This window comes from Acidobacteriota bacterium (assembly GCA_016195325.1).
Taxonomy (GTDB): domain Bacteria; phylum Acidobacteriota; class Polarisedimenticolia; order JACPZX01; family JACPZX01; genus JACPZX01.
Genome location: JACPZX010000012.1, coordinates 19,781 through 42,627 on the forward strand (window position 1 = coordinate 19,781; position 22,847 = coordinate 42,627).

Annotated in this window: 20 protein-coding genes; 9 read left to right on the forward strand and 11 right to left on the reverse strand. The window is 68.8% G+C overall.

All coding sequences use genetic code 11. From position 1 onward, the window contains the following. The gene (locus tag HY049_02125) at nt 1-159 is read left to right on the forward strand and encodes a hypothetical protein (GenBank protein MBI3447709.1); all 159 of its coding nucleotides are present in this window, start codon (nt 1-3) and stop codon (nt 157-159) included. A 606-nt stretch (nt 160-765) separates the two neighbouring features. Here the strand turns inward: HY049_02125 and HY049_02130 are convergent. After that, the gene (locus HY049_02130) at nt 766-1,047 is read right to left on the reverse strand and encodes a hypothetical protein (GenBank protein ID MBI3447710.1); all 282 of its coding nucleotides are present in this window, start codon (nt 1,045-1,047) and stop codon (nt 766-768) included. A 173-nt stretch (nt 1,048-1,220) separates the two neighbouring features. On the opposite strand from HY049_02130, the gene HY049_02135 reads away from it, so the two are divergent. Then, nucleotides 1,221-2,267 (forward strand): EamA family transporter, encoded by a 1,047-nt coding sequence (locus tag HY049_02135; GenBank protein ID MBI3447711.1) that lies wholly within the window; start codon nt 1,221-1,223, stop codon nt 2,265-2,267. Nucleotides 2,268-2,269: 2 nt separating this feature from the next. Here HY049_02135 and HY049_02140 read toward each other — a convergent pair whose 3' ends face one another. The 3 genes from HY049_02140 to HY049_02150 form a co-directional block, all read right to left on the reverse strand. After that, nucleotides 2,270-2,809 (reverse strand): NAD(P)H-dependent oxidoreductase, encoded by a 540-nt coding sequence (locus HY049_02140; GenBank protein ID MBI3447712.1) that lies wholly within the window; start codon nt 2,807-2,809, stop codon nt 2,270-2,272. A 10-nt stretch (nt 2,810-2,819) separates the two neighbouring features. Beyond that, nucleotides 2,820-5,123, reverse strand: coding sequence for a Flp pilus assembly complex ATPase component TadA (gene tadA, locus HY049_02145; GenBank protein ID MBI3447713.1), 2,304 nt, complete (start codon nt 5,121-5,123; stop codon nt 2,820-2,822). A gap of 79 nt (nt 5,124-5,202) precedes the next feature. Beyond that, on the reverse strand, nt 5,203-6,291 hold the full coding sequence (locus HY049_02150) for a glycoside hydrolase family 3 protein (protein ID MBI3447714.1): 1,089 nt from the start codon (nt 6,289-6,291) through the stop codon (nt 5,203-5,205). 222 nt (nt 6,292-6,513) lie between these two features. Between HY049_02150 and HY049_02155 the strand changes: the two genes are divergently transcribed. The 5 genes from HY049_02155 to guaB all read left to right on the forward strand — a co-directional run bounded on the left by HY049_02155 (nt 6,514) and on the right by guaB (nt 13,534). Next, nucleotides 6,514-7,428 carry a M23 family metallopeptidase gene (locus HY049_02155; protein ID MBI3447715.1) on the forward strand — a complete coding sequence of 305 codons (915 nt, stop codon included), beginning with the start codon at nt 6,514-6,516 and terminating at the stop codon, nt 7,426-7,428. 225 nt (nt 7,429-7,653) lie between these two features. Further along, nucleotides 7,654-10,365 carry a preprotein translocase subunit SecA gene (secA, locus tag HY049_02160; protein MBI3447716.1) on the forward strand — a complete coding sequence of 904 codons (2,712 nt, stop codon included), beginning with the start codon at nt 7,654-7,656 and terminating at the stop codon, nt 10,363-10,365. Nucleotides 10,366-10,378: 13 nt separating this feature from the next. Then, nucleotides 10,379-10,879 carry a hypothetical protein gene (locus HY049_02165; protein MBI3447717.1) on the forward strand — a complete coding sequence of 167 codons (501 nt, stop codon included), beginning with the start codon at nt 10,379-10,381 and terminating at the stop codon, nt 10,877-10,879. 31 nt (nt 10,880-10,910) lie between these two features. Further along, on the forward strand, nt 10,911-12,023 hold the full coding sequence (locus HY049_02170; protein ID MBI3447718.1) for an SPFH domain-containing protein: 1,113 nt from the start codon (nt 10,911-10,913) through the stop codon (nt 12,021-12,023). Nucleotides 12,024-12,070: 47 nt separating this feature from the next. Next, nucleotides 12,071-13,534, forward strand: a complete 1,464-nt coding sequence (gene guaB / locus HY049_02175) for an IMP dehydrogenase (GenBank protein ID MBI3447719.1) — start codon at nt 12,071-12,073, stop codon at nt 13,532-13,534. Between the two features lie 6 nt (nt 13,535-13,540). Here guaB and cysW read toward each other — a convergent pair whose 3' ends face one another. From cysW to HY049_02210, 7 genes are all read right to left on the reverse strand, one after another. After that, nucleotides 13,541-14,338 carry a sulfate ABC transporter permease subunit CysW gene (cysW, locus tag HY049_02180; protein ID MBI3447720.1) on the reverse strand — a complete coding sequence of 266 codons (798 nt, stop codon included), beginning with the start codon at nt 14,336-14,338 and terminating at the stop codon, nt 13,541-13,543. Beyond that, the gene (cysT, locus tag HY049_02185; protein ID MBI3447721.1) at nt 14,338-15,168 is read right to left on the reverse strand and encodes a sulfate ABC transporter permease subunit CysT; all 831 of its coding nucleotides are present in this window, start codon (nt 15,166-15,168) and stop codon (nt 14,338-14,340) included. Before cysT ends, cysW begins: the two co-directional genes overlap by 1 nt. A 3-nt stretch (nt 15,169-15,171) precedes the next feature. Beyond that, nucleotides 15,172-16,152: a sulfate ABC transporter substrate-binding protein gene (locus tag HY049_02190; GenBank protein ID MBI3447722.1), complete on the reverse strand. Its 981-nt coding sequence runs from the start codon at nt 16,150-16,152 to the stop codon at nt 15,172-15,174. 26 nt (nt 16,153-16,178) lie between these two features. Next, nucleotides 16,179-18,059 carry an ATP-binding cassette domain-containing protein gene (locus HY049_02195; GenBank protein ID MBI3447723.1) on the reverse strand — a complete coding sequence of 627 codons (1,881 nt, stop codon included), beginning with the start codon at nt 18,057-18,059 and terminating at the stop codon, nt 16,179-16,181. Between the two features lie 17 nt (nt 18,060-18,076). Further along, nucleotides 18,077-18,535, reverse strand: a complete 459-nt coding sequence (locus HY049_02200) for an Rrf2 family transcriptional regulator (GenBank protein MBI3447724.1) — start codon at nt 18,533-18,535, stop codon at nt 18,077-18,079. A 102-nt stretch (nt 18,536-18,637) separates the two neighbouring features. Further along, entirely contained in the window at nt 18,638-19,072 is a 435-nt protein-coding gene (gene tsaE / locus HY049_02205) for a tRNA (adenosine(37)-N6)-threonylcarbamoyltransferase complex ATPase subunit type 1 TsaE (GenBank protein MBI3447725.1), read from the reverse strand. Then, complete coding sequence (locus HY049_02210; GenBank protein ID MBI3447726.1) at nt 19,069-20,652, reverse strand: NAD(P)H-hydrate dehydratase; 1,584 nt, start codon at nt 20,650-20,652, stop codon at nt 19,069-19,071. The genes tsaE and HY049_02210 overlap by 4 nt, the downstream gene beginning before the upstream one ends. Nucleotides 20,653-21,263: 611 nt before the next feature. Here HY049_02210 and HY049_02215 point away from each other — a divergent pair. Beyond that, on the forward strand, nt 21,264-22,496 hold the full coding sequence (locus HY049_02215; protein ID MBI3447727.1) for a metallophosphoesterase family protein: 1,233 nt from the start codon (nt 21,264-21,266) through the stop codon (nt 22,494-22,496). A 66-nt stretch (nt 22,497-22,562) separates the two neighbouring features. Then, nucleotides 22,563-22,742, forward strand: coding sequence for a CPXCG motif-containing cysteine-rich protein (locus HY049_02220; protein MBI3447728.1), 180 nt, complete (start codon nt 22,563-22,565; stop codon nt 22,740-22,742). The last annotated feature ends 105 nt before the right edge of the window (nt 22,743-22,847 follow it).

Below are 22,847 nucleotides of genomic sequence, written 5' to 3' on the forward strand. Positions count from 1 at the left end.
ATGCGAAACGTCAAGCGCCCAACGGTTCCTCTCGATTCGACCGAGCGCCGCCGACTCGAAGACGCCGCGGATCTCGAAGCGTTCGAGACTCGGGCCAACGAGCCCGACTTGAACTTCGAGACCTTCGTCAGAGACCTCAAGAGCCGCGGCAAGCTGTAGCGTTCGTATCACGAGCATGCCGCCCGCAATCTGGGCCAGACCTCACGGTCGCTCGTCGCCGCACGAAGGAACCGCGCGAGTCGCTTGCCGGCGCCAGGCCCTGAACCGGAGGGACTTGAAGTGGGTATGGCTCGACGCGCCGCCCCGCTCGATCGTCCCCAGCAGGGGCGTTTACATGCAGAGGATCCAGTCGGCACGGACCACCGGCCGGCAGTTTAAGAGGTCGACGGTGAGCTCGGCACGGCTGGCAAAGGCGGGACTGTGGAACTGAGTTCCACAGTCGCAGTAGACGGATCAACGCGAAGCTGCAGCCCGAAAACTCGAAGAAAGTCCATTCCCAGAAGAACGTTCGTTCCTTGCGGCTCGAGGGTGATCACGCCAGCCTTGGTTTGACCGTCGATTGACGCGACGCCAAGGCATGTGAGACGAAATTCGGTAGTGCCATTCGCAAACACGACAGAGGTCGTTCCACTTAGGATGAGCCCGAACGGAAGCGCGTCCACGAGCGGAATCGAAAGGAATCCGGTGAACCCGGTATCGATCAGACAGGCAAGCTTCTTGGGGGGCGGGGTTAAGGCGCCGGCGAGCCCGATTTCGATGAACGGCTCACCGTTTGCCAAATATCCAGTCGCCATGACTCCCGCTGCCGGCGTAGCTCATGCGAAAAACTCCCGGCGACCCGATTCTGATCAAGTGGAATCGACCCGTCGGTTGGGCGCGACGTGCCGCGTCGAGCGCACCCTCGGGCGTATCCGCGACGAATGGACTTCCGGAATCGACGTCCAGCGCGACGAACTGCCCAGAGTAGAGCCTTTCGTACTCGTCCTTGTAACGCTCGCGGTAAATTTGCTCGCCGCGCTCGGCGATGACCTGCGGCGGGTTGACCATGGGTACCTCCAACGACCTTCACTGGTTTCGGAGAGAGTATACGCCCAGAATGACCTGACGGGCCATACTAGTCAGTGGGGTACTCCATATCTCGTTAGTTCTAAGTATCTTCGGAGGCTCGCCGAAATCTTCTCCATCGCTGCCCGGGTCGCCATGCTCGCGCGCCCTCAACAATGAAAGGCTCCCTCTTCGGCCTCGGTGCCGCCGCTCTCTTCGGCGTGAGCACGCCGCTCGCCAAGCTCCTCCTGCCGGGAACGGGGCCGCTGCCGCTGGCGTCGCTCCTGTACCTCGGCGCGGGGCTTGGACTCGTGGTGTACGGGGCCGTGGCTCGCGTCGTTTCGCGCTCGACCACGCGGGAAGCGCCGCTGCGCCGCGCGGACATTCCGCTCGTCGCGGGAATCATTCTCGCCGGCGGCGTCCTCGCACCTGTCCTCATGCTCGACGGGCTCGGACGCATCACGGCGGTCAGCGCGTCGCTTCTCCTCAACCTCGAGGCGCCGTTCACGATCCTCCTCGCGCTCGTCGTCTTCGGGGAGCACCTGGGGGTTCGCGCAGGTCTGGCCGGCCTTCTCGTTCTCGTCGGCGCGGTGGTCCTGACGTATCAGCCGGGGGAGTGGCGCGTCGAGTCCCTGGGCGCGATCGAGATCGCGGGGGCCTGCCTGCTGTGGGGGCTCGACAACAATCTCACGCAGCGCCTCTCGCTGCGCGATCCCGTCGCGATCGTCCGGGTCAAGGCGCTGGGCGCCGGGACGTGCACGCTCCTTCTCGCGAGGGTGACGTCAGCGCGGTGGCCGGGGGTCGGCTCGATCGTCGCCGCGGGCGCGGTCGGCGTCGTGTGCTACGGGCTCAGCCTGGTGCTGGACACGTACGCGCTGCGGCTCCTCGGGGCGGCGCGGGAGGCGGCGTATTTCGCGACGGCTCCCTTCGCGGGAGCAATCGGCGCCGTCGCGCTTCTCGGCGAGCGGTTGCGGCTCGCCGATGTCGCGGCGATGGCGCTGATGGCGGTGGGGGCGGCACTGCTTCTCATCGAGCGGCACCGTCACGCGCACACGCACGAGGAGATGACGCACGATCATCTCCACGTCCACGACGAGCATCACCGGCACGATCACCCGGATGGCACCGGCGGTGCGGAGCCGCATTCCCACCCGCACCGGCACGCGAGCCTCGTGCACGATCATCCGCACGTGCCGGACCTTCACCACCGCCACGCGCACTGATCTTATCGGGCGGTCTCGTGCCCGGTGACCGCCTTCAGGAGCGCGACGAGCGAGGCCCGCAGGCTCTTCGAGAACTCCTGGTGCGCAGCGATCGCTTCCGCATCGAGGTGTTTTCCCTGAACCGGGAGCGCGATCGACGCCTCGGGGACGATGATCCCCTCCATCACGGTGAGCGTCTCGCGAAGCGACGCCTGGGCGAGCGTTGCGATGGGCGAGGCGTTGATGAGCGCGATGGGCTTTCTCGAGAGCTCGCCGCTTCCGACGAGCCAGTCGAGCGCGTTCTTCATCACGCCAGGGACGCCGTGGGCGTACTCGGGGCACGAGATCAGCACCGCGTGCGACGCCGTCAGACGCGACCGGAAATCTCCGACGGGTGGAAGCGGGACTTCCGTGTCGAGATCCGGGTTGAAGTGGGGGCGGGAGCCGAGGCCGTCGTAGATCTCGACGTTGACGCCGTCAGGGGCGAGCAGGGCCGCGGCCCGCACGATCGCGGAGTTCGACGATGCCGCGCGAAGGCTTCCCGAGATCGCCAGGATGCGCATCGAGCGCCCCCTACTTGATGCACACCGCGCGCACCTGCTTGAAGTCCGTCACCCCCTTCAGGATCTTCTCGATGCCGTCCTGAAGGAGCGTCGTCATCCCGTCCGCGATCGACTGCTTGCGGATCTCCTCGATCGCCGCCTTCGTCTGGATGAGGCGCTTCACCGCGTCGGTGCCGACGACGAGCTCGTGGAGCGGGATGCGCCCCTTGTACCCCGTGTCGAGGCACTCGCGGCACCCCGTGCCGCGCGAGAGCTTGAAGTCGTCGTCGTACTTGACGCCGAGACGCTCGAACCCCTCGGCGCCGTAAGCCTCCTGCATCTCCTCGAACTCCGCCCCGTCGGGATGGTACTGCTCTTTGCACTTCCCGCAGATCGTGCGCGCCAACCGCTGGGCGAGGATGCCGAGGAGGGAGTCCGCGAAGTTGAAAGGATCGATCCCCATGTCGAGGAGGCGGACGATCGTCTCCGGCGCGTTGTTCGTGTGGAGCGTCGAGAGGACGAGGTGCCCCGTCAAAGACGCCTCGATGCCGATCTGGGCGGTCTCGGTGTCTCGCATCTCGCCGACCATGATGACGTCGGGATCGGCGCGCAAGAACGAGCGCATCGCGGCGGCGAAGGTGAAGTCGATCTTCGGGTGGACCTGGCACTGCCTGAGGCCCATCTGCGTGATCTCGACCGGGTCTTCCGCCGTCCAGATCTTGAGATCGGGGGTGTTGATGTAGCCGAGGGCCGAGTGGAGCGTCGTCGTCTTCCCCGACCCGGTCGGCCCCACGCACAGGACGATGCCGTACGGCTTCGCCATGATCCTCTTGAACTCGGCGAGGTTCCGATCGCTCATCGCCATCTTCTCGAGCGGCTGCGGCTTGCTCGCGGCGAGGATGCGCATGACCACGTCCTCGTTGTTCCCCGAGGTCGGGATGGTCGCCATGCGGAGCTCGATGACGAGCTGCGGCGTCTTGAAGCGAATCTTGCCGTCCTGGGGCTTCCGGCGCTCGGAGATGTCGAGCTGCGCCATGATCTTGAAGCGCTGGACGAGCGCGTTCCGGTGCGGCCCGGGGAGCTCCATGTACTTCACGCAGTCGCCGTCCACGCGGAAGCGGATCATCGTCGGAAGGGTGGGGCCGTTCGGCTCGATGTGGATGTCGGAGGCGCCGCGGTTGTAGGCGTCCACGACGATCTGGTTCGCGAGGCGCACGATGCCGCTGTCGGTCTCGTCGACCTCGTCCTTTCGCTCTTCGACCTCGACCTCGTGCTCCCCCTCGCCCAGCTCGACGAGGATGCGGCCTAAGGAAGCGTCGGCCGGCGTCGCCTCCATCGGCTGGCCGTACGAGGTGTGGATGTACATGAGGAGGTCGTCCTTCAGGGCGACCTGCACCTCGTGGTTCGGGGCGAGGGCGAGGGCCTTGAAGCCGTCGAGCCTCACGAGATCGAGCGGGTCATCGATGGCGATGACGAGCGTCCCGCCCTTCTTCTCGACGGGGGCGACGAGGTTCTTCTTGAGGAAGTCGAAGGGGATCCGCTGCTTCAAGTCGTCGGGGATCTTCTCCCCGCCCGTGTAGTTGAAGAAGCTCAGGCGGTAGAAGTGGGAGAGGGCGGAGCCGATCTCCTCCTTCGGGATCTTGTGCTTCTCCATGAGGGCGATGGCGACGTCGGTGTTGTTCACGCGCGCGGAGGCGGCCGCGTCCTCGACGTCCTTCTCGGAGATGATCCCCTTGTCGACGAGGAGGCCGAACTTGCCGGGGCGGTTCTGCCGGGCCGCCCGGTTCTGGTTGTAGAAGGCGATGCCGAGCATGCGCGCGATCTCCTCCGCCGCCTCCTGGTCACTTTCGGTGAACGCCGGTCCGGTCGTCTTGTTGATCAGCTCGAGGACGCCGATGAGGTACTTCTCGAAGACGATGGGGACGCCGAGGACCTGCTTCGTCTTGTACCCGGAGCTCTTGTCCCACCGCGCGTCGAATTTCAGGTGCTGGTGGATCTTCGCGAGCTCGGCGGTGTCGTAGGCGTTCACGACGCGGACGGGCTGGCGCGAGAGGGCCGCGAACCCGGCGATGGAGGCGAACGTCTTGGGGACGCGGATCTCCCTGATGTCGCCGCCGGTCTTCTGGAGCGAGTAGAGCTCCTGATTCTTCGTGTCGATGGCGAAGATCGTCACGCGCTCGCAGCCGACGAGCTCGAGGATCTTGTCCTTCAGGTTGACGAGGATGTGGTTGAGCGACGGCGCCGAGTTGAAGAGGTTCGTGATGTCGCCGAGCTTCTTGCGGTAGGCCACCTCGAGCTGGAGGCCCTGGACGTTCGGTGCACTCTGCGCAGGCATGTCGGGTGTTTCCCCCTTTCGGCCCGCGGGCGTCGCCGGCCGCGCGCGAGTTTAGTGTTCCCCGGAAGGAGCGGACAAGTCAGGCGCGCGCCGCCCCGGCCCCCGCGGCCTCGAGGAGCGCGGTCCGGGCGCCTTCGATCGCGCCCGCCGGGTGGGCCGCCGCGCGGATCGCCGCCGCCTCCGCCCTGAGGGCGGCGACGCGCCCCGCCGCCTCGTGCGCCCGCGCGGCGAAGGCCGGCTCGCGCTCGGCGCGGCGCCTCAGCGCTTCGTGGGAGGCGAGGATCCGTTCGGCGGTGTGGCAGATCAGGACCATGTCGTTCCCCGACTCGATCGCGCGCGGGGCCAGCTCGTCCCAGGCGACGCGGACCGCGACCGCCTTCATCTCGAGGTCGTCCGAGATGGCGCAGCCGCGGTAGCCGCAGCGATTCCTGAGGAGGGCCGTGCTGATCTCCTTCGTGAGCGTGGCGGCGATGGGATCGGGGCCGGCGTACCAGGGGTAGTGCCCGTGGCCGACCATCACCGCCGGCGACGTCGCGCCGAGCCGGGTGAAGGGGACGAGATCCTCCCGCTCGAAGGCCTCCCGCTTCTTCTGGACCGAGGGGAGGTGATGATGCGAGTCGAGGAGCGTGTCGCCGAGGCCCGGGAAGTGCTTGATCGTCGGCGTCATCCCCGCCGCCCGGAGCCCGGCGATCGCCGCCGAGGCGCACTCGATGACCTTTTCCGGGTCGGTTCCGTAGGAGCGATCGGCGATTCCGTTCGGGGCGTCGTTCGGGCACAGATCGACGACAGGCGCGAAATCGATGTCCATCCCCAGGGCGGCGAGGAGCTCGCCGTAGCGCTTCCAGTACTCGGTCAGTCGGGCGGCTCCGAAGGAGGCGGTGGTCCACGCGGCCGGGAGCCCCGAGATGTGGGGTGTCAGGCGCGTGACACGGCCCCCCTCCTCGTCGATCGCGAGAAGGGGAGGGGGGAATACGGCGCCTTGGATCTCCGCGGCCAGCGCCTTCAGCCCCGGGAGGGTGTCGACGTTGCGCTTGAAGAGGATGACCCCGCCGGGGCGAACGCGCTCGAGGAGAGACCGGGTCTCGGGGGTGAGCACGGTCCCGCTGATCCCGACGAAGAGGAGTTGGCCGACAGGGTCGACAGGGCGGACGGACGGTTTGATGGACATGCGGCCGATTCTCTCAGACGCGGCGGGCGCCTGCAACGGGTCGGGATTTTCTCGACGCGCGCGCCCGCTCGCAGGTGGGACGTCCCGTGGTTTCGGCTGGACATTCTGTTACGGAAGTCACAAATTCGTTGAAGCCCCGCAGAGTGCCGTGTTACGATGCGCGCGCATTTTTCCAAGCGGCATCCTTTTTTCATGGTACCACCCCGTTTCAAGGAGACCATCATGAAGGGCAAGTTCTACACCGTGATGATCGTCCCTCACACGCGGGCTCGCTTCTCCAAGTTCAAGGTCAGCGCGTCTTTCGTCCTCATCCTATCCATCATCGCGCTGGCCGGCGTCGTCGCGACCGGGCTGCTCCCGATTTACGTCCACCTTTCCAAGGCGCGGGCGGCCGAGGTCCGGGATCTGAAAGCGGAGAATCGAGACCTGCGCACGGCAGGCCTGGAGGTCGACAAGAACCTGGCCGGCCTGAGGGAAAGGCTCGCCTTCTTCGAGACGAAGGCGACCAAGTTCGCGATGATGGCCGGCGTGTCGGATCTGCCGTCCGCGCAGCCGGTCGGGGGCGTCCGCGAGCCGGCAGAGAGCTTGGCGCGTGGCCCGAGAGGGACGGGGGCCGTCAACGGCCGCGTCCTCCGCGAGGAGATGCAGACCCTCGACGAGCGGAGCGGAGTCCTCAAGGACTCGTTCGGCATCCTCGAGAAGGTCTACCACGACCAGTCGCTCCTCCTCGCCTCCACGCCGTCGATCGCCCCGGTGCACGGGATGATCGCGTACGGGTTCCAGTACCGGCGCGACCCCTTTACCGGACAGAGAGCGTTTCACGAAGGCCTCGACATCGTCGCCAACGCGGGGACGAAGGTCATCGCCCCGGCCGACGGCGTCGTGACGCAGGTGATGCGCGACGCCGGGTACGGCAACGTCATCTTCATCTCGCACGGCAACGAGATCGTCACCCGGTACGGCCACCTCAGCGGCTTCGCCGTGCGCGTCGGCCAGGAGGTCCAGCGGGGCGACACCATAGGCTACGTCGGCAACACCGGCCGGAGCCTCGGCGCCCACCTCCACTACGAGGTCCTCTACCAGGGCTCGAAGGTCGATCCGATCAACTACATCCTCGACACCGACCAGATCTCCTGACCCCCTCCCGCGGGCCGGCCCTGAGAGTCCGGCCCGCAACCCCCTGCCTTGACGTGAGCTTAGGCGGCTGTCTATGATGCGTCGCAACGTCCAAGGTGCGCCCCCGATTCGGGGACGCGACCCGCTGAAGCCGGCGGCCTGACGGCCGGCCCCAATCCAGCGCGGCGACCACCGAGTGGCCAGATCCCCGGGGGGTGGTGCACCCCGGCGCGGAGTCGAGCTCACATGCTGTCGCTTCTCAACGCCCTCGCGGCTTCGGTCGTCGGCACCAAGCACGAGCGCGAGATGAAGCGCCTCCGCCCGCACGTCGCGGCGATCAACCTCCTCGAGCCCGCGATCCAGAAGCTCACGGACGCCGAGCTCGCCGCGAAGACCCCAGTCCTGAGGGAGAAAGTGGCCCGCGGGGCCTCCCTCGACGACGTCCTGCACGAGTCCTTCGCGGTCGTCCGCGAGGTGTCCCGGCGCACGCTCCGCATGCGCCACTTCGACGTGCAGCTCATCGGCGGCATGGTCCTCCACAACGGGAAGATCGCCGAGATGAAGACGGGCGAGGGGAAGACGCTCGTGGCGACGCTCCCCGCGTACCTCAACGCCCTCTCCGGGAAGGGGGTGCACTGCATCACCGTCAACGACTACCTCGCCCGGCGCGACAGCGAGTGGATGGGGCAGATCTACCGGGCGCTCGGCCTCTCGGTCGGGCTGATCCAGCATTCGAGCAGCGACGCCGAGCGGCAGCAGGCGTACGGCAGCGACGTGACGTACGGCACCAACAACGAGTACGGCTTCGATTACCTCCGCGACAACATGAAGTACTCGCTGGAGTCGTACGTGCAGCAGCGCGGCCACAACTTCGGGATCGTCGACGAGGTGGACAGCATCCTCATCGACGAGGCGCGCACCCCCCTCATCATCAGCGGCCCGGCCGAGGAGTCGACGGATCTCTACCACCGCATCGACAAGATCATCCCCCGACTCGAGAAGGAGACCGACTTCGTCATCGACGAGAAGGCGAAGACCGTCTCCTTGACCGAGGAGGGGATCGAGAAGTCCGAGAAGGCGCTCGGGATCACGAACCTCTACGACCCGGTGAACATGGACGTGCTCCACCACGTGAGCCAGGGGCTCCGGGCGCACACCCTCTTCAAGCGCGACGTCGACTACATGATCAAGGACGGCCAGGTCCTCATCGTCGACGAGTTCACGGGCCGCCTCATGCCGGGGCGCCGGTGGAGCGACGGGCTGCACCAGGCGATCGAGGCGAAGGAGGGGGTGCGGATCGAGCGCGAGAACCAGACCCTCGCGAGCATCACCTTCCAGAACTACTTCCGCATGTACTCGAAGCTCTCCGGGATGACCGGCACCGCCGACACCGAGGCGCACGAGTTCGACCAGATCTACAAGCTCGAGGTCTCCGTCATCCCGACCAATCGCGACCTCATCCGGCTCGAGAACCCCGACGTCGTGTACCGCACGCGCGAGGAGAAGTACCGCGCGGTCGTGCGGGAGATCGCGGAGCTCTACGAGAAGGGGCAGCCGGTCCTCGTGGGCACGACGTCGATCGAGAACTCCGAGCTGCTCCACGCGCAGCTCAAGAAGGACGGGGTCCCTCACACCGTCCTGAACGCGAAGTACCACGAGATGGAGGCGGAGATCGTCGCGCAAGCCGGCCGGAAGGCGGGGGTGACGATCGCCACCAACATGGCGGGGCGCGGCACCGACATCCTCCTGGGCGGGAACCCCGAGATGATGGCGAAGAAGAAGGCCGCCGCCATGGAGCCGCCGCCTTCGCCCTTGCAGTTCGAGCAGGTCCTCACCGACATGCGCGCGCAGTGCGAGGCCGAGCACGCCGAGGTGATCGCGCTCGGCGGGCTTCACATCCTCGGCACGGAGCGGCACGAGTCGCGGCGCATCGACAACCAGCTCCGCGGGCGCGCCGGCCGCCAGGGCGATCCCGGCTCGTCGCGCTTCTACCTGTCGCTCGAGGACGATCTCATGCGCATCTTCGGCGGCGATCGCCTGAAGGGGCTCTTCCTCAAGCTCGGGATGGAGGACGACGTGCCGATCGAGGCGGGGATCGTCAGCCGATCGATCGAGCGCGCGCAGAAGCAGGTCGAGGGGCAGCACTTCACGACCCGCAAGCACCTCCTCGAGTACGACGACGTCATGAACAAGCAGCGGACCGAAGTCTACCGCTGGCGCCTCGAGATCCTCCAGGGGAAGGGGAGCCGCGCGTACGTGCTGCAGAAGACCGAGGAGATCGTCGACTGGCTCCTCGAGACGCACGCCGGCGAGAAGGAAGACCCCTCCGAGTGGCGCACGGAAGAGCTCCGGAACGCCTACCTCCACCACTTCGGGCTGAAGCTCGCCGACGCAGACGTCGACTTCGCGAAGATCAACTTCCCCGAGCTCCGCGAGCACCTCCTGGGGGCCGCCACCACCCGGTACGAAGCCAGGGAGAAGGCCATAGGCCCCGAGATGATGCGCCGGCACGAGCAGGTCATCATGCTCAACATCGTCGATTCGCAGTGGAAGGATCACCTGTACGCGATGGATCACCTCAAGGAGGGGATCGGCCTTCGCGGCTACGGCCAGCGGGATCCCCTCACCGAGTACAAGCGCGAGTCGTTCGACATGTTCTCCGCCATGAAGGAGAGGATCGAGAACGAGATCGTCCGCTTCCTCTTCCACCTGGAGCCGGTGAACGAGGAGGAGCAGCGGAAGGAGCAGGAGCGCCGGGCGAGGGCGCGCGAGCGCGCGCTGGTCTTCTCGGCCCCGCCGAAGGAGGCGCCGGCCCCCGTCGCGAAGAAGGCCATGGACAAGGTGGGGCGCAACGATCCCTGCCCGTGCGGGTCGGGGAAGAAGTTCAAGAAGTGCCACGGCGACGCCGAGGGGGCCGGCGCGGGCGCCGCCCCCGCGGGACGCGCCGCCGGGCGCTGAGGAGAGACGGGCGATGGCGATGCCGCAGTCCGAGAAGAACTTCCTGGAGAAGGTCGCCGATCTCATCCCCGGCCTCGCCGGCTACCGCGCGAAGGAAGCCCGGCGCGACACCGACAAGAGGCTGAGGGAGCACGTCGCCTCACGGCTCGACGATCTCCGCGCGAGAGTCGAGGAGATCAAGCTGGCGGCGACGGGGGAAGGGGACCTCGACATGCTCGACGATCTGGGGCGCCTCGATTCCCGCATCCAGCGCACCGCCGACGCTCTCCGCTTCGCCGACTACGGCTACAGCGGCTTTTTCGACCAGGTGAAGATCCGCGAGGAGGAGCTCGACCGCCTCTACGCGTACGATGAGGCGATCCTCGGCGACCTCGATCTCCTGGAGCGCGACCTCGGATCGCTGAAGTACGAAGCGATCGGGACGCTGACGCTCCGCGAGGTCGAGGGGATCCTCGCCTCGATCGAGCTCAAGGTCTCGAACCGCAAGTACCTCTTCGACACGCCCACGACCTGATTCCGGCCCGACGGCCGCCCTGGAGCCGACGATGGCGCTCATCGAAGTCATCGAGTGGAAGGACGAGACGGGAAGCGAGATGGTCCACCGCTTCTCCCCTGGGGGCGACATCCGGATGGGGGCGCAGCTCGTCGTCCTCGAGAACCAGTGGGCCGTCTTCTTCCGCGACGGCAAGGCCCTGGACGTCTTCGGCCCCGGCCGCCACACCCTCACGACCGCGAACATCCCCCTCCTGACGCGCCTCCTGTCCATTCCCTTCGGCGGCACGAGCCCGTTCCGGAGCGACGTCACCTTCGTCGCGCGGAAGATCTTCACCGATCTCAAGTGGGGGACGAAGGAGCCCGTCGCCTTCCGCGACGCCGAGCTCGCGATGGTGCGCCTCCGTGCCTTCGGCGTCTACGCGGTGCGCGTGAAGGAGGCCCAGCTCTTCGTCAACAACCTCGTCGGGAGCCAGGGGCGCTACGTCACAGGGGAGATCGAAGGGTACCTGCGGGATCTCATCGTGGCGCGCCTCAACGACGTCCTCGGCGAGACGCTGAAGTCGATCTTCGATCTCCCGAAGCACTACGACGAGCTCGCGGAGGCGCTCAAGGCGCGCGTGGGCGGCGATTTCCGGAATTACGGGCTCGAGCTGACCGACTTCTTCATCAACGCGATCACCCCCCCCGAGGAGGTCGCGAAGCTCATCGACGAGCGGACCGGCATGTCGGCCGTCGGCGACATGGGGCAGTACATGCGCTTCAAGGCGGCGCGCGCCCTCGGCGACGCGGCGCACGGCGTGGGAGGCTCCGGAGGAGGAGGCGGCGATGCCGGCGGGACGGCGGCGGCCGGAATGGGACTCGGCGTCGGCGCCGGCCTCGGGATGGCCATTCCCCAGATGATGCGCGACGCCTTCGCGGCGAGCCCGTCTCCGGCCGGAGGCGGCGGAGCGGCAGCCGGCGGATCGAAGGCCCCGGCCCCCGCCGACCCGTCGGCCGCGGCCATGGGGGCGTGCGCCGCGTGCAACGCGCCGATCCCCGCCGGAGGGAGGTTCTGCCCCGCGTGCGGCGCGGCGCAGGCCACCGGCGCGATTTGCCGGAGCTGCGGCTCCGTCTCGCCGGTCGGCGCGCGCTTCTGTGTGAGCTGCGGCAAGCCCGTCTCCTGACCGGGATTCAACAGCCACCGTCCAGAGAATCGAGGAGAGCGACCACGATGCTTCAGGGCCCCATCCCCGACGGCCTCACCTTCGACGACGTCCTTCTCATCCCCGCGTATTCCGACGTGGTCCCGGCGAAGACCGACGTCTCCGCGCAACTCACGCGGGGGATCCGGCTGAACATCCCCGTCGTCTCGGCGGCGATGGACACGGTCACCGAGGCCGCCCTCGCGATCGCGATGGCGCAGGAGGGGGGGATCGGGATCATCCACAAGAACTTCCCGATCGAGGCGCACGCGGAGGAGGTCGACAAGGTCAAGCGCTCGGAGAGCGGGATGATCGTGAACCCCATCACCGTCAGCCCCGACGCGCGCGTCGAGGACGCCCTGGATCTCATGAAGAAGTACCGGATCGCGGGCGTTCCCGTCACCCGCGCGGACGGAAAGCTCGTCGGCATCCTCACCAACCGCGATCTCCGCTTCGGCGCGAAGACGAACCTGAAGGTCTCGGATCTGATGACCCGCGAAGGGCTCGTCACGGTGCCTCAGGGGACGACGCTCGAGGAGGCGAAGGCGATCCTCCACCGGCACCGCATCGAGAAGCTCCCCGTCGTGGACGATCAGGGAAAGCTCAAGGGCCTCATCACCGTCAAGGACATCCAGAAGGCGATCCGCTACCCGCTCGCCTGCAAGGACTCGCTCGGAAGGTTGAGGGTCGGCGCGGCCCTCGGCGTCGGCGAGGAGGCGGTCGATCGCGCGGCGGCCCTCATCGAGTCGAACGTCGATCTCCTGGTCATCGACACGGCGCACGGCCACACGAAGGGGGTTCTCGAGACGATCGACCTCGTGAGGCGGAAGTACGCCGACGTGCAGCTCGTCGCGGGGAACATCGCGACCGCCGAGGCGGCCGAGGCCCTCATCGATCACGGCGTCGACGCCGTGAAGGTGGGGATGGGGCCCGGATCGATCTGCACCACGCGCATCGTCACCGGCGCGGGGGTGCCGCAGATCACCGCCATCAGCGCCTGCGCGGCCGTGGCGCGGAAGAAGGACATCCCCGTGATCGCCGACGGCGGCATCAAGTACTCGGGGGACATCACGAAGGCGATCGCCGCCGGGGCCTCGTCGGTGATGATCGGATCGCTCCTCGCGGGAACCGAGGAGTCGCCCGGCGAGACGATCCTCTTCCAGGGGCGCAGCTTCAAGGCCTACCGCGGGATGGGCTCCATCGGCGCGATGCGGAAGGGGAGCCGCGATCGCTACGCGCAGGCCGGCGTCGACGACGAGAAGCTCGTCCCCGAGGGTATCGAGGGGCGCGTCCCGTACAAGGGGAGCGTCTCCGGCCTCGTGCGCCAGCTCGTCGGGGGCCTGAGGTCCGGCATGGGGTACTGCGGCACGAAGGACATCACCGCCCTCCAGGTGAACGGCCGCTTCATGCGCATCACGCAGGCCTCGCTCAAGGAGAGCCACGTCCACGACGTCGTGATCACGCAGGAGGCCCCGAACTACCGGGTCGAGTGACGCCCGTCACCTGACGCGCATCTCCACGAGCTTCTTCAGCAGGAGCGTCGCGACCGCGAGCAGCGTCAGAAGCGATGCGACCGCGAAGCAGGCGGCGAACTGGTACTCGTTGTAGAGGATCTCGACGTGGAGCGGGATCGTGGTCGTCACGCCGCGGATGTGCCCCGACACCACCGACACGGCCCCGAATTCGCCCATCGCGCGCGCGTTGCAGAGCACGGCGCCGAAGAGGAGCCCCCACCGGATCTTCGGGAGCGTGACGCGCGCGAACATCTGCCACCCCGAGGCCCCGAGCGTGAGGGCGGCCTCCTCCTCCTCGCACCCCTGGGACTGCATCAGCGGGATCAGCTCGCGCGCCACGAACGGGAGCGTGACGAAGGTCGTCGCGAGGACGATCCCGGGGACGGCGAAGATGATCTTCACGTCGTGATCGGCGAGCCACGGCCCGAGCATCCCCTGGAGGCCAAAGAGGAGCACGTAGACCAGCCCCGAGACGACCGGCGAGACCGAGAGGGGCAGATCGATGAGCGTGATGAGCGCGCTCTTTCCGCGGAAGTCGAAGCGGGAGATGGCCCACGCGGCCGCGACGCCGAAGACGACGTTGAGGGGGACGACGACGGCGGCCGTGAGGAGCGTGAGCCGGATGGCGGCGCGCGCGTCGGGCTCGACGAGCGAGGCGAGGTAGACGCCGGCGCCCTTCCTGAAGGCCTCGACGAAGACCGCGGCGAGCGGGACGAGGAGGAAGAGGGCCACGAAGGCGAGCGCCGCGGCGATCAGGAGGGTGCGGACGGCGCGGGACTCCATCACGATCCTCCCGCCCGCCGCCTGGCGGCCGCCTGGAGGACGTTCACGACGAGGAGCATCGCGAACGAGAAGACCAGCATGACCACGGCGAGGGCCGTCGCCCCCGCGACGTCGTACTGCTCGAGCTTCGTCACGATCAGGAGCGGCGTGATCTCGGTCCGCATCGGCATGTTGCCGGAGATGAAGACGACGGAGCCGTACTCCCCCACGGCGCGCGCGAAGGCGAGCGTGAAGCCGGTCACGGCCGCGGGGGCCGCGACGGGGAGGATGACGCGCCGGAAGGTCTGAAGCCGGCCGGCGCCGAGGCTGGGGGCCGCCTCCTCCATCGCCGGGTCGAGCCCCTCGAGGACCGGCTGCACCGTGCGCACCACGAAGGGGAGGCCGACGAACGTCAGCGCGAGGACGACGCCGAGCCGGGAGTAGGCGGCGTGGACGCCGATCGCCTCGAGCGGCCGGCCGAGCCAGCCGTGCGGTGCGTAGATCGTCGTCAGCGTCACCCCGGCGACGGCGGTCGGGAGGGCGAACGGCAGATCGACGAGGGCGTCAATGAGCTTCCTTCCAGGGAAGGTGTACCGGACCAGCACCCATGCCACCAGGAAGCCGCAGACGAGGTTGACGAGCGCGGCGAAAAGCGAGGCGCCGAAGGTGAGCTCGTAGGAGGCGATCGCGCGGGGATCGGTGACGGCGGCGCGGAACTTCTCCCACGTCATCGCCGACGTCCTGAGGAGGAGGGCGGTGAGCGGGATGAGGACGACGAGGCTCAGGTAGAAGAGCGTGAACCCCATCGTGAGGCCGAAGCCCGGGAGGATCCGGCGCCTCCTGTCACCCATCGTTCAGCGTCCCGGCTGGTAGATCTGGTCGAAGATCGCGCCGTCGGCGAAATGAACCCGGTTCGCCGTTCGCCAGTCGCCGGAGACATCCTTCAACGTGAAGAGATCGACTTTCGGAAAAAGAGCCGAGGCCTTCGCGAGCGCGGCGGGGTCGGTCGGCCGGTAGTAGTGCTTTGCCGCGATCGCCTGCCCCTCGGGGGAGTAGAGGTACGCGAGATACTCCTCCGCCACCGCGCGCGTCCTGTGCCTGTCGGCGACGCGGTCGACGAGGGCGACGGCCGGCTCGGCGAGGATGCTCGTCGGCGGCGCGACGACCTCGAACCGGTCCGTTCCCAGGTCGCGCCCGGCGAGGAGGATCTCGTTCTCCCAGTTGATCAGCACGTCGCCGATCCCCCGCTCGATGAAGGTCGTGGTGGCCCCGCGGGCTCCCGAGTCGAGCACCGGCACGTTCCTGAAGAGCTTTCCGATGAACTCCTTCGCCTTCGCCTCGTCGCCGCCGCTCTTCCGGAGGGCGTACCCCCACGCGGCGAGGTAGTTCCAGCGGGCGGCGCCCGAAGTCTTCGGGTTCGGCGTGATCACGGAGATCCCGGGTTTCACGAGATCGTCCCAGTCCCGGATCCCCTTCGGGTTCCCCTTGCGGACGAGGAAGATGATCGTCGAGGTGTAGGGGGAGCTGTTCTTCGGGAGCCGGCCCTGCCAGTCGCGGGGAAGCAGCTTCGCGTTCTCGGCGATGGCGTCGATGTCGAAGGCGAGGGCGAGCGTCACGACGTCGGCCTCGAGGCCGTCGATGACGGAGCGCGCCTGCTTGCCCGACCCGCCATGCGACTGCCGCACCGTCACGGTGTCGCCGGTCTTCTCCTTCCAGTGCCTCGCGAAGGCCGCGTTGTAGTCCTGGTAGAGCTCGCGCGTCGGATCGTAGGACAAGTTGAGCAGCGTGATCTCCGCCGCGGGGGCCCCCGTCGCGATCGCCGCCGCGACGCCCATCGCGAGAAGCGCCGTTCTGCAAGGATTCACGATCTCACCTCCGTTCGCGCCGTCTCGCCGGAGCGGACGACGAGGATGGGCCACCTCCTGCCGTGCTCGATCAGCTCGCGGGCGGCGCCGCTGAGGCGAAGCTCCGCGTCGCCCCCCTGGATCGGCGCGCCGAGCACGAGGAGGTCGGCCCGGCTTTCCGCGAGCTCTTCGCCGACCTCGCGCGCGACCGCGCCGCGCCGCGGGCGTCCCCGCGACGGGACGCCGATCGTCTTCAGCGACGTGACCCCGGCCGCGAGGAAGCGCTCCGCCTGCCCGGCCGCGTTATCCGGCGCTCCGGGGGAGAGGACGGTGAGGATCCGGATCTCCGCGCCGAAGTGCCGGACGACCCGCCCCGCGAAGAGGATCGTCTGCTTGCCCGGCTCTCCGACCGCGGCGGAGACGAGCACGCGCGCGGGCGGCCCGGACTCGACTCTCTCGCCGGGAACGAGCAGCAGGTGGGCGTCGCTCGCGCGCAGGAGGCGCTCGACCGAATCGCCGAGGTCGCGCGCGGGGAGCCCGGCGACGATGATGTCGTACGGCTCGGCCCCCGAGGCGATCGCCTCGACCGTGATCTCCCGCGAGGTCCGGGCGTCCCGCACGTTCGCGCCGGCGAGGACTTCGCGGGCGCGGCGGATCTCGGCATCCTGGTCGGCCTCCCCGATCGCGAGAAGGGAGACGGTCGGGTGCGCGAGGCGGGCGAGCTGCGCGGCGAATGCGAGCGCCGCCCGCGCCCCCGGCGTGCCGTCGAGGAGGATGAGGAGGCTCAGGCCCGGATGCGCGAGGGTGTGGATCCGCCGGACGCCGACCCAGGTGCTCTCGCCGGGCTTCAGGGGATGCCGGAGCGCCTGGTCCTGGGAGCGCAGCGCCTCGACGCGAAGATGGTCGCCGCCAAAAGCAGGGGCCGGGGCGATCTGGCGCACCCCGGGGAGGGGAGGGAGTCTCAGCGTGAGCTTCTCGAGGGTCCCTGAGAAGATCCGCTCCTCGACCGTCCCCTGCCCGAGGACGGGGGAGGCGATCGCCTCCCGCGATTCCCGGAGGAGGACGTCCTCCGGGCGGAAGAGGACCTGCACGCGTCGCGTCGCGCCGGCGCCGCCGTCCGGGAGAGGCGCGGCCATCGACACCCCTCCGACGCGGACCTCGCCGCCGCTCGCGACGCCGATCATGAGGTTGGCCCTTCCGAGGAACGTCGCCGCGAACTCCGTGCGTGGCCTCAGGTACAGATCCTGAGGGGAGCCGACCTCGAGGAGCCTCCCGTAGGTCATCACGCCGATCCGATCGGCCAGCTCGAAGGCCTCCTCCTGATCGTGCGTGACGAAGATCGTCGTGACGCCGAGCTCTCTCTGAACCGCGCGAATCGTCCGGCGCAGGTCGCTCCGGATGCGAGCGTCGAGCGCGCCGAAGGGCTCGTCCATCAACAGCACCGAGGGGCGGTGGGCGAGGGCGCGCGCGAGAGCGACGCGCTGCTGCTGCCCCCCCGAGAGCTGCCCCGGCATCCTCCCGCCGAACCCCGAGAGGCCGACGAGCCCGAGGAGCTCCTCGACGCGCCGCCGCCTCTCGGCCTCCGCCGCCCTCCGGATGCTGAGCGCGAAGCCGACGTTCTCGGCCACCGTCATGTGCTTGAAAAGGGCGTAGTGCTGGAAGACGAAGCCGACGCCGCGCTTCTGCGCGGGGGTGAGCGTCACGTCGCGCCCGTGGAGGACGATCCTGCCGTGATCGGCGGCGGTGAGCCCCGCGATCATCCTGAGAATCGTGCTCTTCCCGCTGCCGCTGGGGCCGAGGAGAACGAAGAGCTCGCCGTCCCCGATCTCGACGGAGACGCGGCTGACGACGGCGTGCCCCTCGTAGAACTTCGCGAGATCCTCGAGGACGATCGACATGCAGGCGGGTCTCCGCGTTACCGGGCACTCGATGGACGGCGCTTCGACTTCTCCGCCTTCCCGATGCTCTCGAGGACGTCCTCGAGGGTCGTCCCGTCGAGGATTCGCGCGTTCGCATCCCTCACGTTCTTCATGACCATCCGGATGCCGCACGTCGCCTCGTCCTCGCACTCCTCGCACTCCCGGTACGCGGTGAGGCTGACGCACGAGATGGGGGCGAGGGGTCCGTCCAGGATCCGGACGACCTCTCCGAACGAGATCTCCGAGGGGGGCCGCGCCAGCGAATAGCCCCCTCCTTTCCCCTTGCGGCTCTGGAGCACGCCGTGCCTTCGCAGCTCCAGGAGGATCTGCTCGAGAAACTTGCGCGGAATCGCTTCGCCCTCGGCGAGATCCGCGATCAGGACGGGGCCCTTCCCGAGCTCCCGGGCCAGCCTCAGGACGGCCTGGAGCCCGTATTTCGTCTTTCGCGTCAGCACCCGTCTCTCCTTCCCGGCGGCGCGAGCCCAGTTTATTCTAGTAAATCTATAGAGTAGTAGGCTTGAAAGTACGCCGGGGTCGCCGCCGCGTCAACCCTTTTTTCAGGCCGGGGGGCGAATGGTGATGCGCCGCGCGTCGGCACCCGCCGGCTCGATCCCGACGACCCAGGCGCCGTCGAGGTACTCGTCGGGGAGCCGCTCCCCCCACTCCACGGCCACGTGGATGCCGCGCTCCCTCAGGTCCTCGAGCCCCAGCTCGGCCAGCTCCGCGCGGCGCTCCACGCGGTAGAGATCGACGTGGGCGAGCGGCTTCGGCCCCGGGTGCTCCGAGACGAGGGTGAACGTGGGGGAGTGGATCCTCGCGGGATCGATGCCGAGCCCTGCGGCGAGGCCGCGGACGAACGCCGTCTTCCCCGCGCCGAGCGGCCCCACGAGGACGATCCACGCCCCGGGCGCGAGGTCGGACGCGAGGGCGCGCCCGAGCGCCGCCGTCTCGTCGTCGCTGCGGGTGGTGTGGATTCCGGGGATGGTGGTCATCGCCCGGGGCGCGGCGCCGCGAGCAGGAGGCGGTAGGCGGCCGGCAGGCGATCGACGATGTCCCCCGCGATCATCGAGATCTCGCCGAGATCCGCGGCCGCGAGATCTCCCGCCAGGCCGTGCACGAAGGCCGACAGGGCGGCGGCCGTCGCCGGATCGAGCCCCTGGGCCAGCCACGCGGCGACGACGCCCGTCAGGGAGTCCCCCGAACCGCCGGTCGCCATCCCCGGGTTCCCCGTCGAGTTGACGCGCACCATCCCGTCCGGGCTCGCCGTCAGCGTGCGCCATCCCTTGAGCACGACGGCGGCGCCGAGATCGCGGGCGAGCTGCCTCGCCGCGGAGAGCCGCTCGGCCGACACCGTCGCGCTCGTCACCCCCAGGAGGCGCGCCGCCTCGCCGGGGTGCGGGGTGACGACGGCGGGGGAGTCGAGCGCCGGGCGCGTGCCGCGGATCGCGATCGCGTTGAGGGCGTCGGCGTCGAGGACCATCGGCTTGCGGCACGCGGCGACGAGGGATCGCACCGTCGCGGCCGTCTCGTCCTCCATCCCGAGCCCCGGCCCCGTCGCCAGGACGTCGCGATCGTCGAGGAGCTTCAGCAGCAAAGGGAGGGAGGCGCCGGCGAGCGATCCCGAGGGAGTCTCCGGGAGGGGCGCCGTCATCGCCTCCGGCACCGCCGCGGCGATGATGGGCTGCGCCGACTCGGGGGAGGCGATGGTGACGAGCCCCGCCCCCGAGCGCAGGCACGCGCGGGCGAGGAGGACCGCGGCGCCGCTCTTCCCGCGCGACCCCGCGACGACGAGGACGTGGCCGAAGTCCCCCTTGTGGGAGGCGCGGTCGCGGCGCGGGATCCACGATGCCGCGGTCGCGGCGTCGATCCAGTGGAGGTCGGCCTTTTCGGCCGCAATCGCCGCCGCCGGGATGCCGATGTCGACGACCTCGATCTCCCCGGCATATCGCGCGCCGGGTTGAAAGACGAGCGAGGTCTTCAGGGCGGCGAGGGCGATCGTCACGTCGGCCTCGACCACCGGCCCGGTCGATCCGGCCGGTGCCGGGCCGGCCTCGCCGAGGCCGCTCGGGACGTCCACCGACACGACGGTCGATCCGGCGCCGTTGATCGCCTCGATGGCCTCGCCGAGGAGGCCCGTCGCCCCACCGCGCGCCCCCGTTCCGAGGAGGGCGTCCACGATCAGATCGCTCTCGCCGAGCGCGCGGCGAACGGAAGCCCACGAACCGTCGTCGCGGATCTCCTCGACCGTGATCCCCGCAGCCCGGGCCTTCGAGAGCGCCCCCGCCGCGGCCCCGCGCAGGTCCTTCGCGGGGCACAGCAGGACGACGCGGGACGCGATCCCCGCGGACTTCAGGTGCCGGGCCGCCGTCAGGCCGTCGCCGCCGTTGTTCCCCTTGCCGCAGAGGATGAGGGTCCGCCGCCGCGCGAGATCCGGGAAGCGGCGCGCGAGGGCGAGGGCGATCTCCCGTCCGGCGTTGTCCATCAGGGCGTCGGCGGGAACGCCGTGATCGGATTCCGCGCGGGCGTCGATGCGCCTCATCTGCTCCGCCGTGAGGATCACCATGCCCGGCATTCTACTCTCGGTTATCATGCCCGTCCCGCCCGGAGGCGCCCAAATTGCCATCACATCGACGCTCGAGAAAGTGGATCACCATCCTCTGCACGATCGCCGTGGCGGCCGCGGTGGCCGTCGCCCTGCGCGCCGCCGTCTCGCACGAGCGATCGCGCGCGAAGCACCGGGCCGACGCGGAGGCGCGCTCGACTCAGGCCCCCTCGCACAAGACGTTCCTGGTCCGGGGGGGGACGCCGATCCGGTTCACCGCGGGGCCCGCCGATGCGGCGTGGACCGGCGCCTCTTTCGACGACGCGGCCTGGACCGTGGGGAAGTATCCGGTCGAGGACAGGACGGCCTCTGCGCTCCTCGCGCGCGCGACGTTCGACATCGCCGATCCGAACGGTGTGAAGAACCTCTTCCTCTCGGGGAAGTGGCGCGGCGACATGACGGTGTGGATCAACGGCGCAGAGGTCCATCGATCGCCCGAATCGACGGGGGGCGTCTCGAGCCTCATCGATCTCTCGGCGCCGGCTATCGGCGCGCTCAAGGCGGGCAGGAACCTCCTCGCCGCCGAGGTCCGTCGATCGGGGGAGTCGTCGGGGTCGCTCCTGCTGGCGCCGAACCTCTCGATGAACCGCTCCGCGGTGATCACGCGGGGCCCGTATCTCCAGCTCGGGACCCCCACGGGTGTCGTCGTGCGCTGGCGCACCGAGCTTCCCGTGGCCGGCATCGTGCACTTCGGATCCTCTGCGGCCGACCTGTCGAAGGAGGCGTCGGAGGGCGCGCCGACGGCGGAGCACGTTGTTCCGATTTCAGGGCTGACTCCCGCCTCTCCTTATTACTATGCGGTGGAGGGGAGTCCGGCGGGGGCCGAGCCCTTCTCCTTCGTGAGCGCTCCCGTCGCGGGGAGCGACGCGCCGATCCGGGTCTGGGTGCTCGGCGATTCCGGGACGGCGAAGGATCCGGCGCGGGCGGTCCGCGACGCGTACCTGAAGGTGACCGCCGGCAAGCGCACCGATCTCTGGCTGATGCTCGGCGACAACGCGTACCCGGACGGCACCGACCGGCAGTACCAGGCGGCCGTCTTCCGGATGTACCCGGCGATGCTCGCGCACGCGACGCTCTGGCCCGCGGTGGGAAATCACGACGCGCACTCGCGCTCGACCGGGGGGAGCGGCGTCCACGGCGAGATCTTCACGCTGCCGACGCGGGGCGAGGCGGGGGGGGCCCCCTCGGGGACGCCGAACTTCTACTCCTTCGACTGGGGGAACGTCCACTTCATCAGCCTCGACTCGTGCACCGACGATCGCTCGGTCGGCGGGCCGATGCTCACGTGGCTGCAAGCCGACCTCGCGGCGGCGCATCAGGAGTGGCTCGTCGCGTACTTTCACCACGCGCCGTACGCGAAGGGGTCGGAGGACTCGGATCACGACCGGCGGATGACGGACATGCGGTCGATCGCCCTTCCCCTCCTCGAGGAGGCCGGCGCCGATCTCGTCATGGGCGGCCACAGCCACGACTACGAGCGCTCGTTCCTCCTCGACGGCCACTACGGCCCGTCGGGCACCTTCACCGCGTCGGCCAGGAGGGATGGCGGAGACGGGCGCGAGGACGGGTCGGGGGTCTACTCGAAGCCGACCCGCGATCGTCGGCCGCACCAGGGGACCGTGTACATCGTCGCGGGCTCGTCCGGCCACACGGGGAGCGGCCCGATGAACCACCCGGCGATGTTCACGTCGCAGAAGGTGCTCGGGTCGGTGATGCTCGAGTTCCACGGCGATCGGCTCGACGAGTCGTTCATCGACTCGAACGCTGCGGTTCGGGATCACTTCACGATCGTGAAGGGGGCGGGGAAGAGGTAGGGGCCGTCACGCGGGAGCGGCCGTATACTTGGAGCCGGAACGACGAATCCAACGGAGCCCAGTGCGATGCCGTCGCATTTCTGCCCCTACTGCGGTGAGGAGGTCGACCTCGACATCGACGACGGGGGCGGCACCAGGCAGTCCTACGTGCAGGATTGTCCGGTCTGCTGCCGGCCGTGGCAGGTCGAGGTCGCGCGCGATCGGAGCGGCACCTGGAATGTCGAGCTGCGGACCGCGGATGAATAGAGCAGCGCTCGCGTGCGCGGTGCTCCTCCTGGCCGTCTCCGGCGCCGTCGCCCACCAGCCTCCCGAAGAGCAGATCGCCGATCTCACGGCGCAGATCCGGAAAAA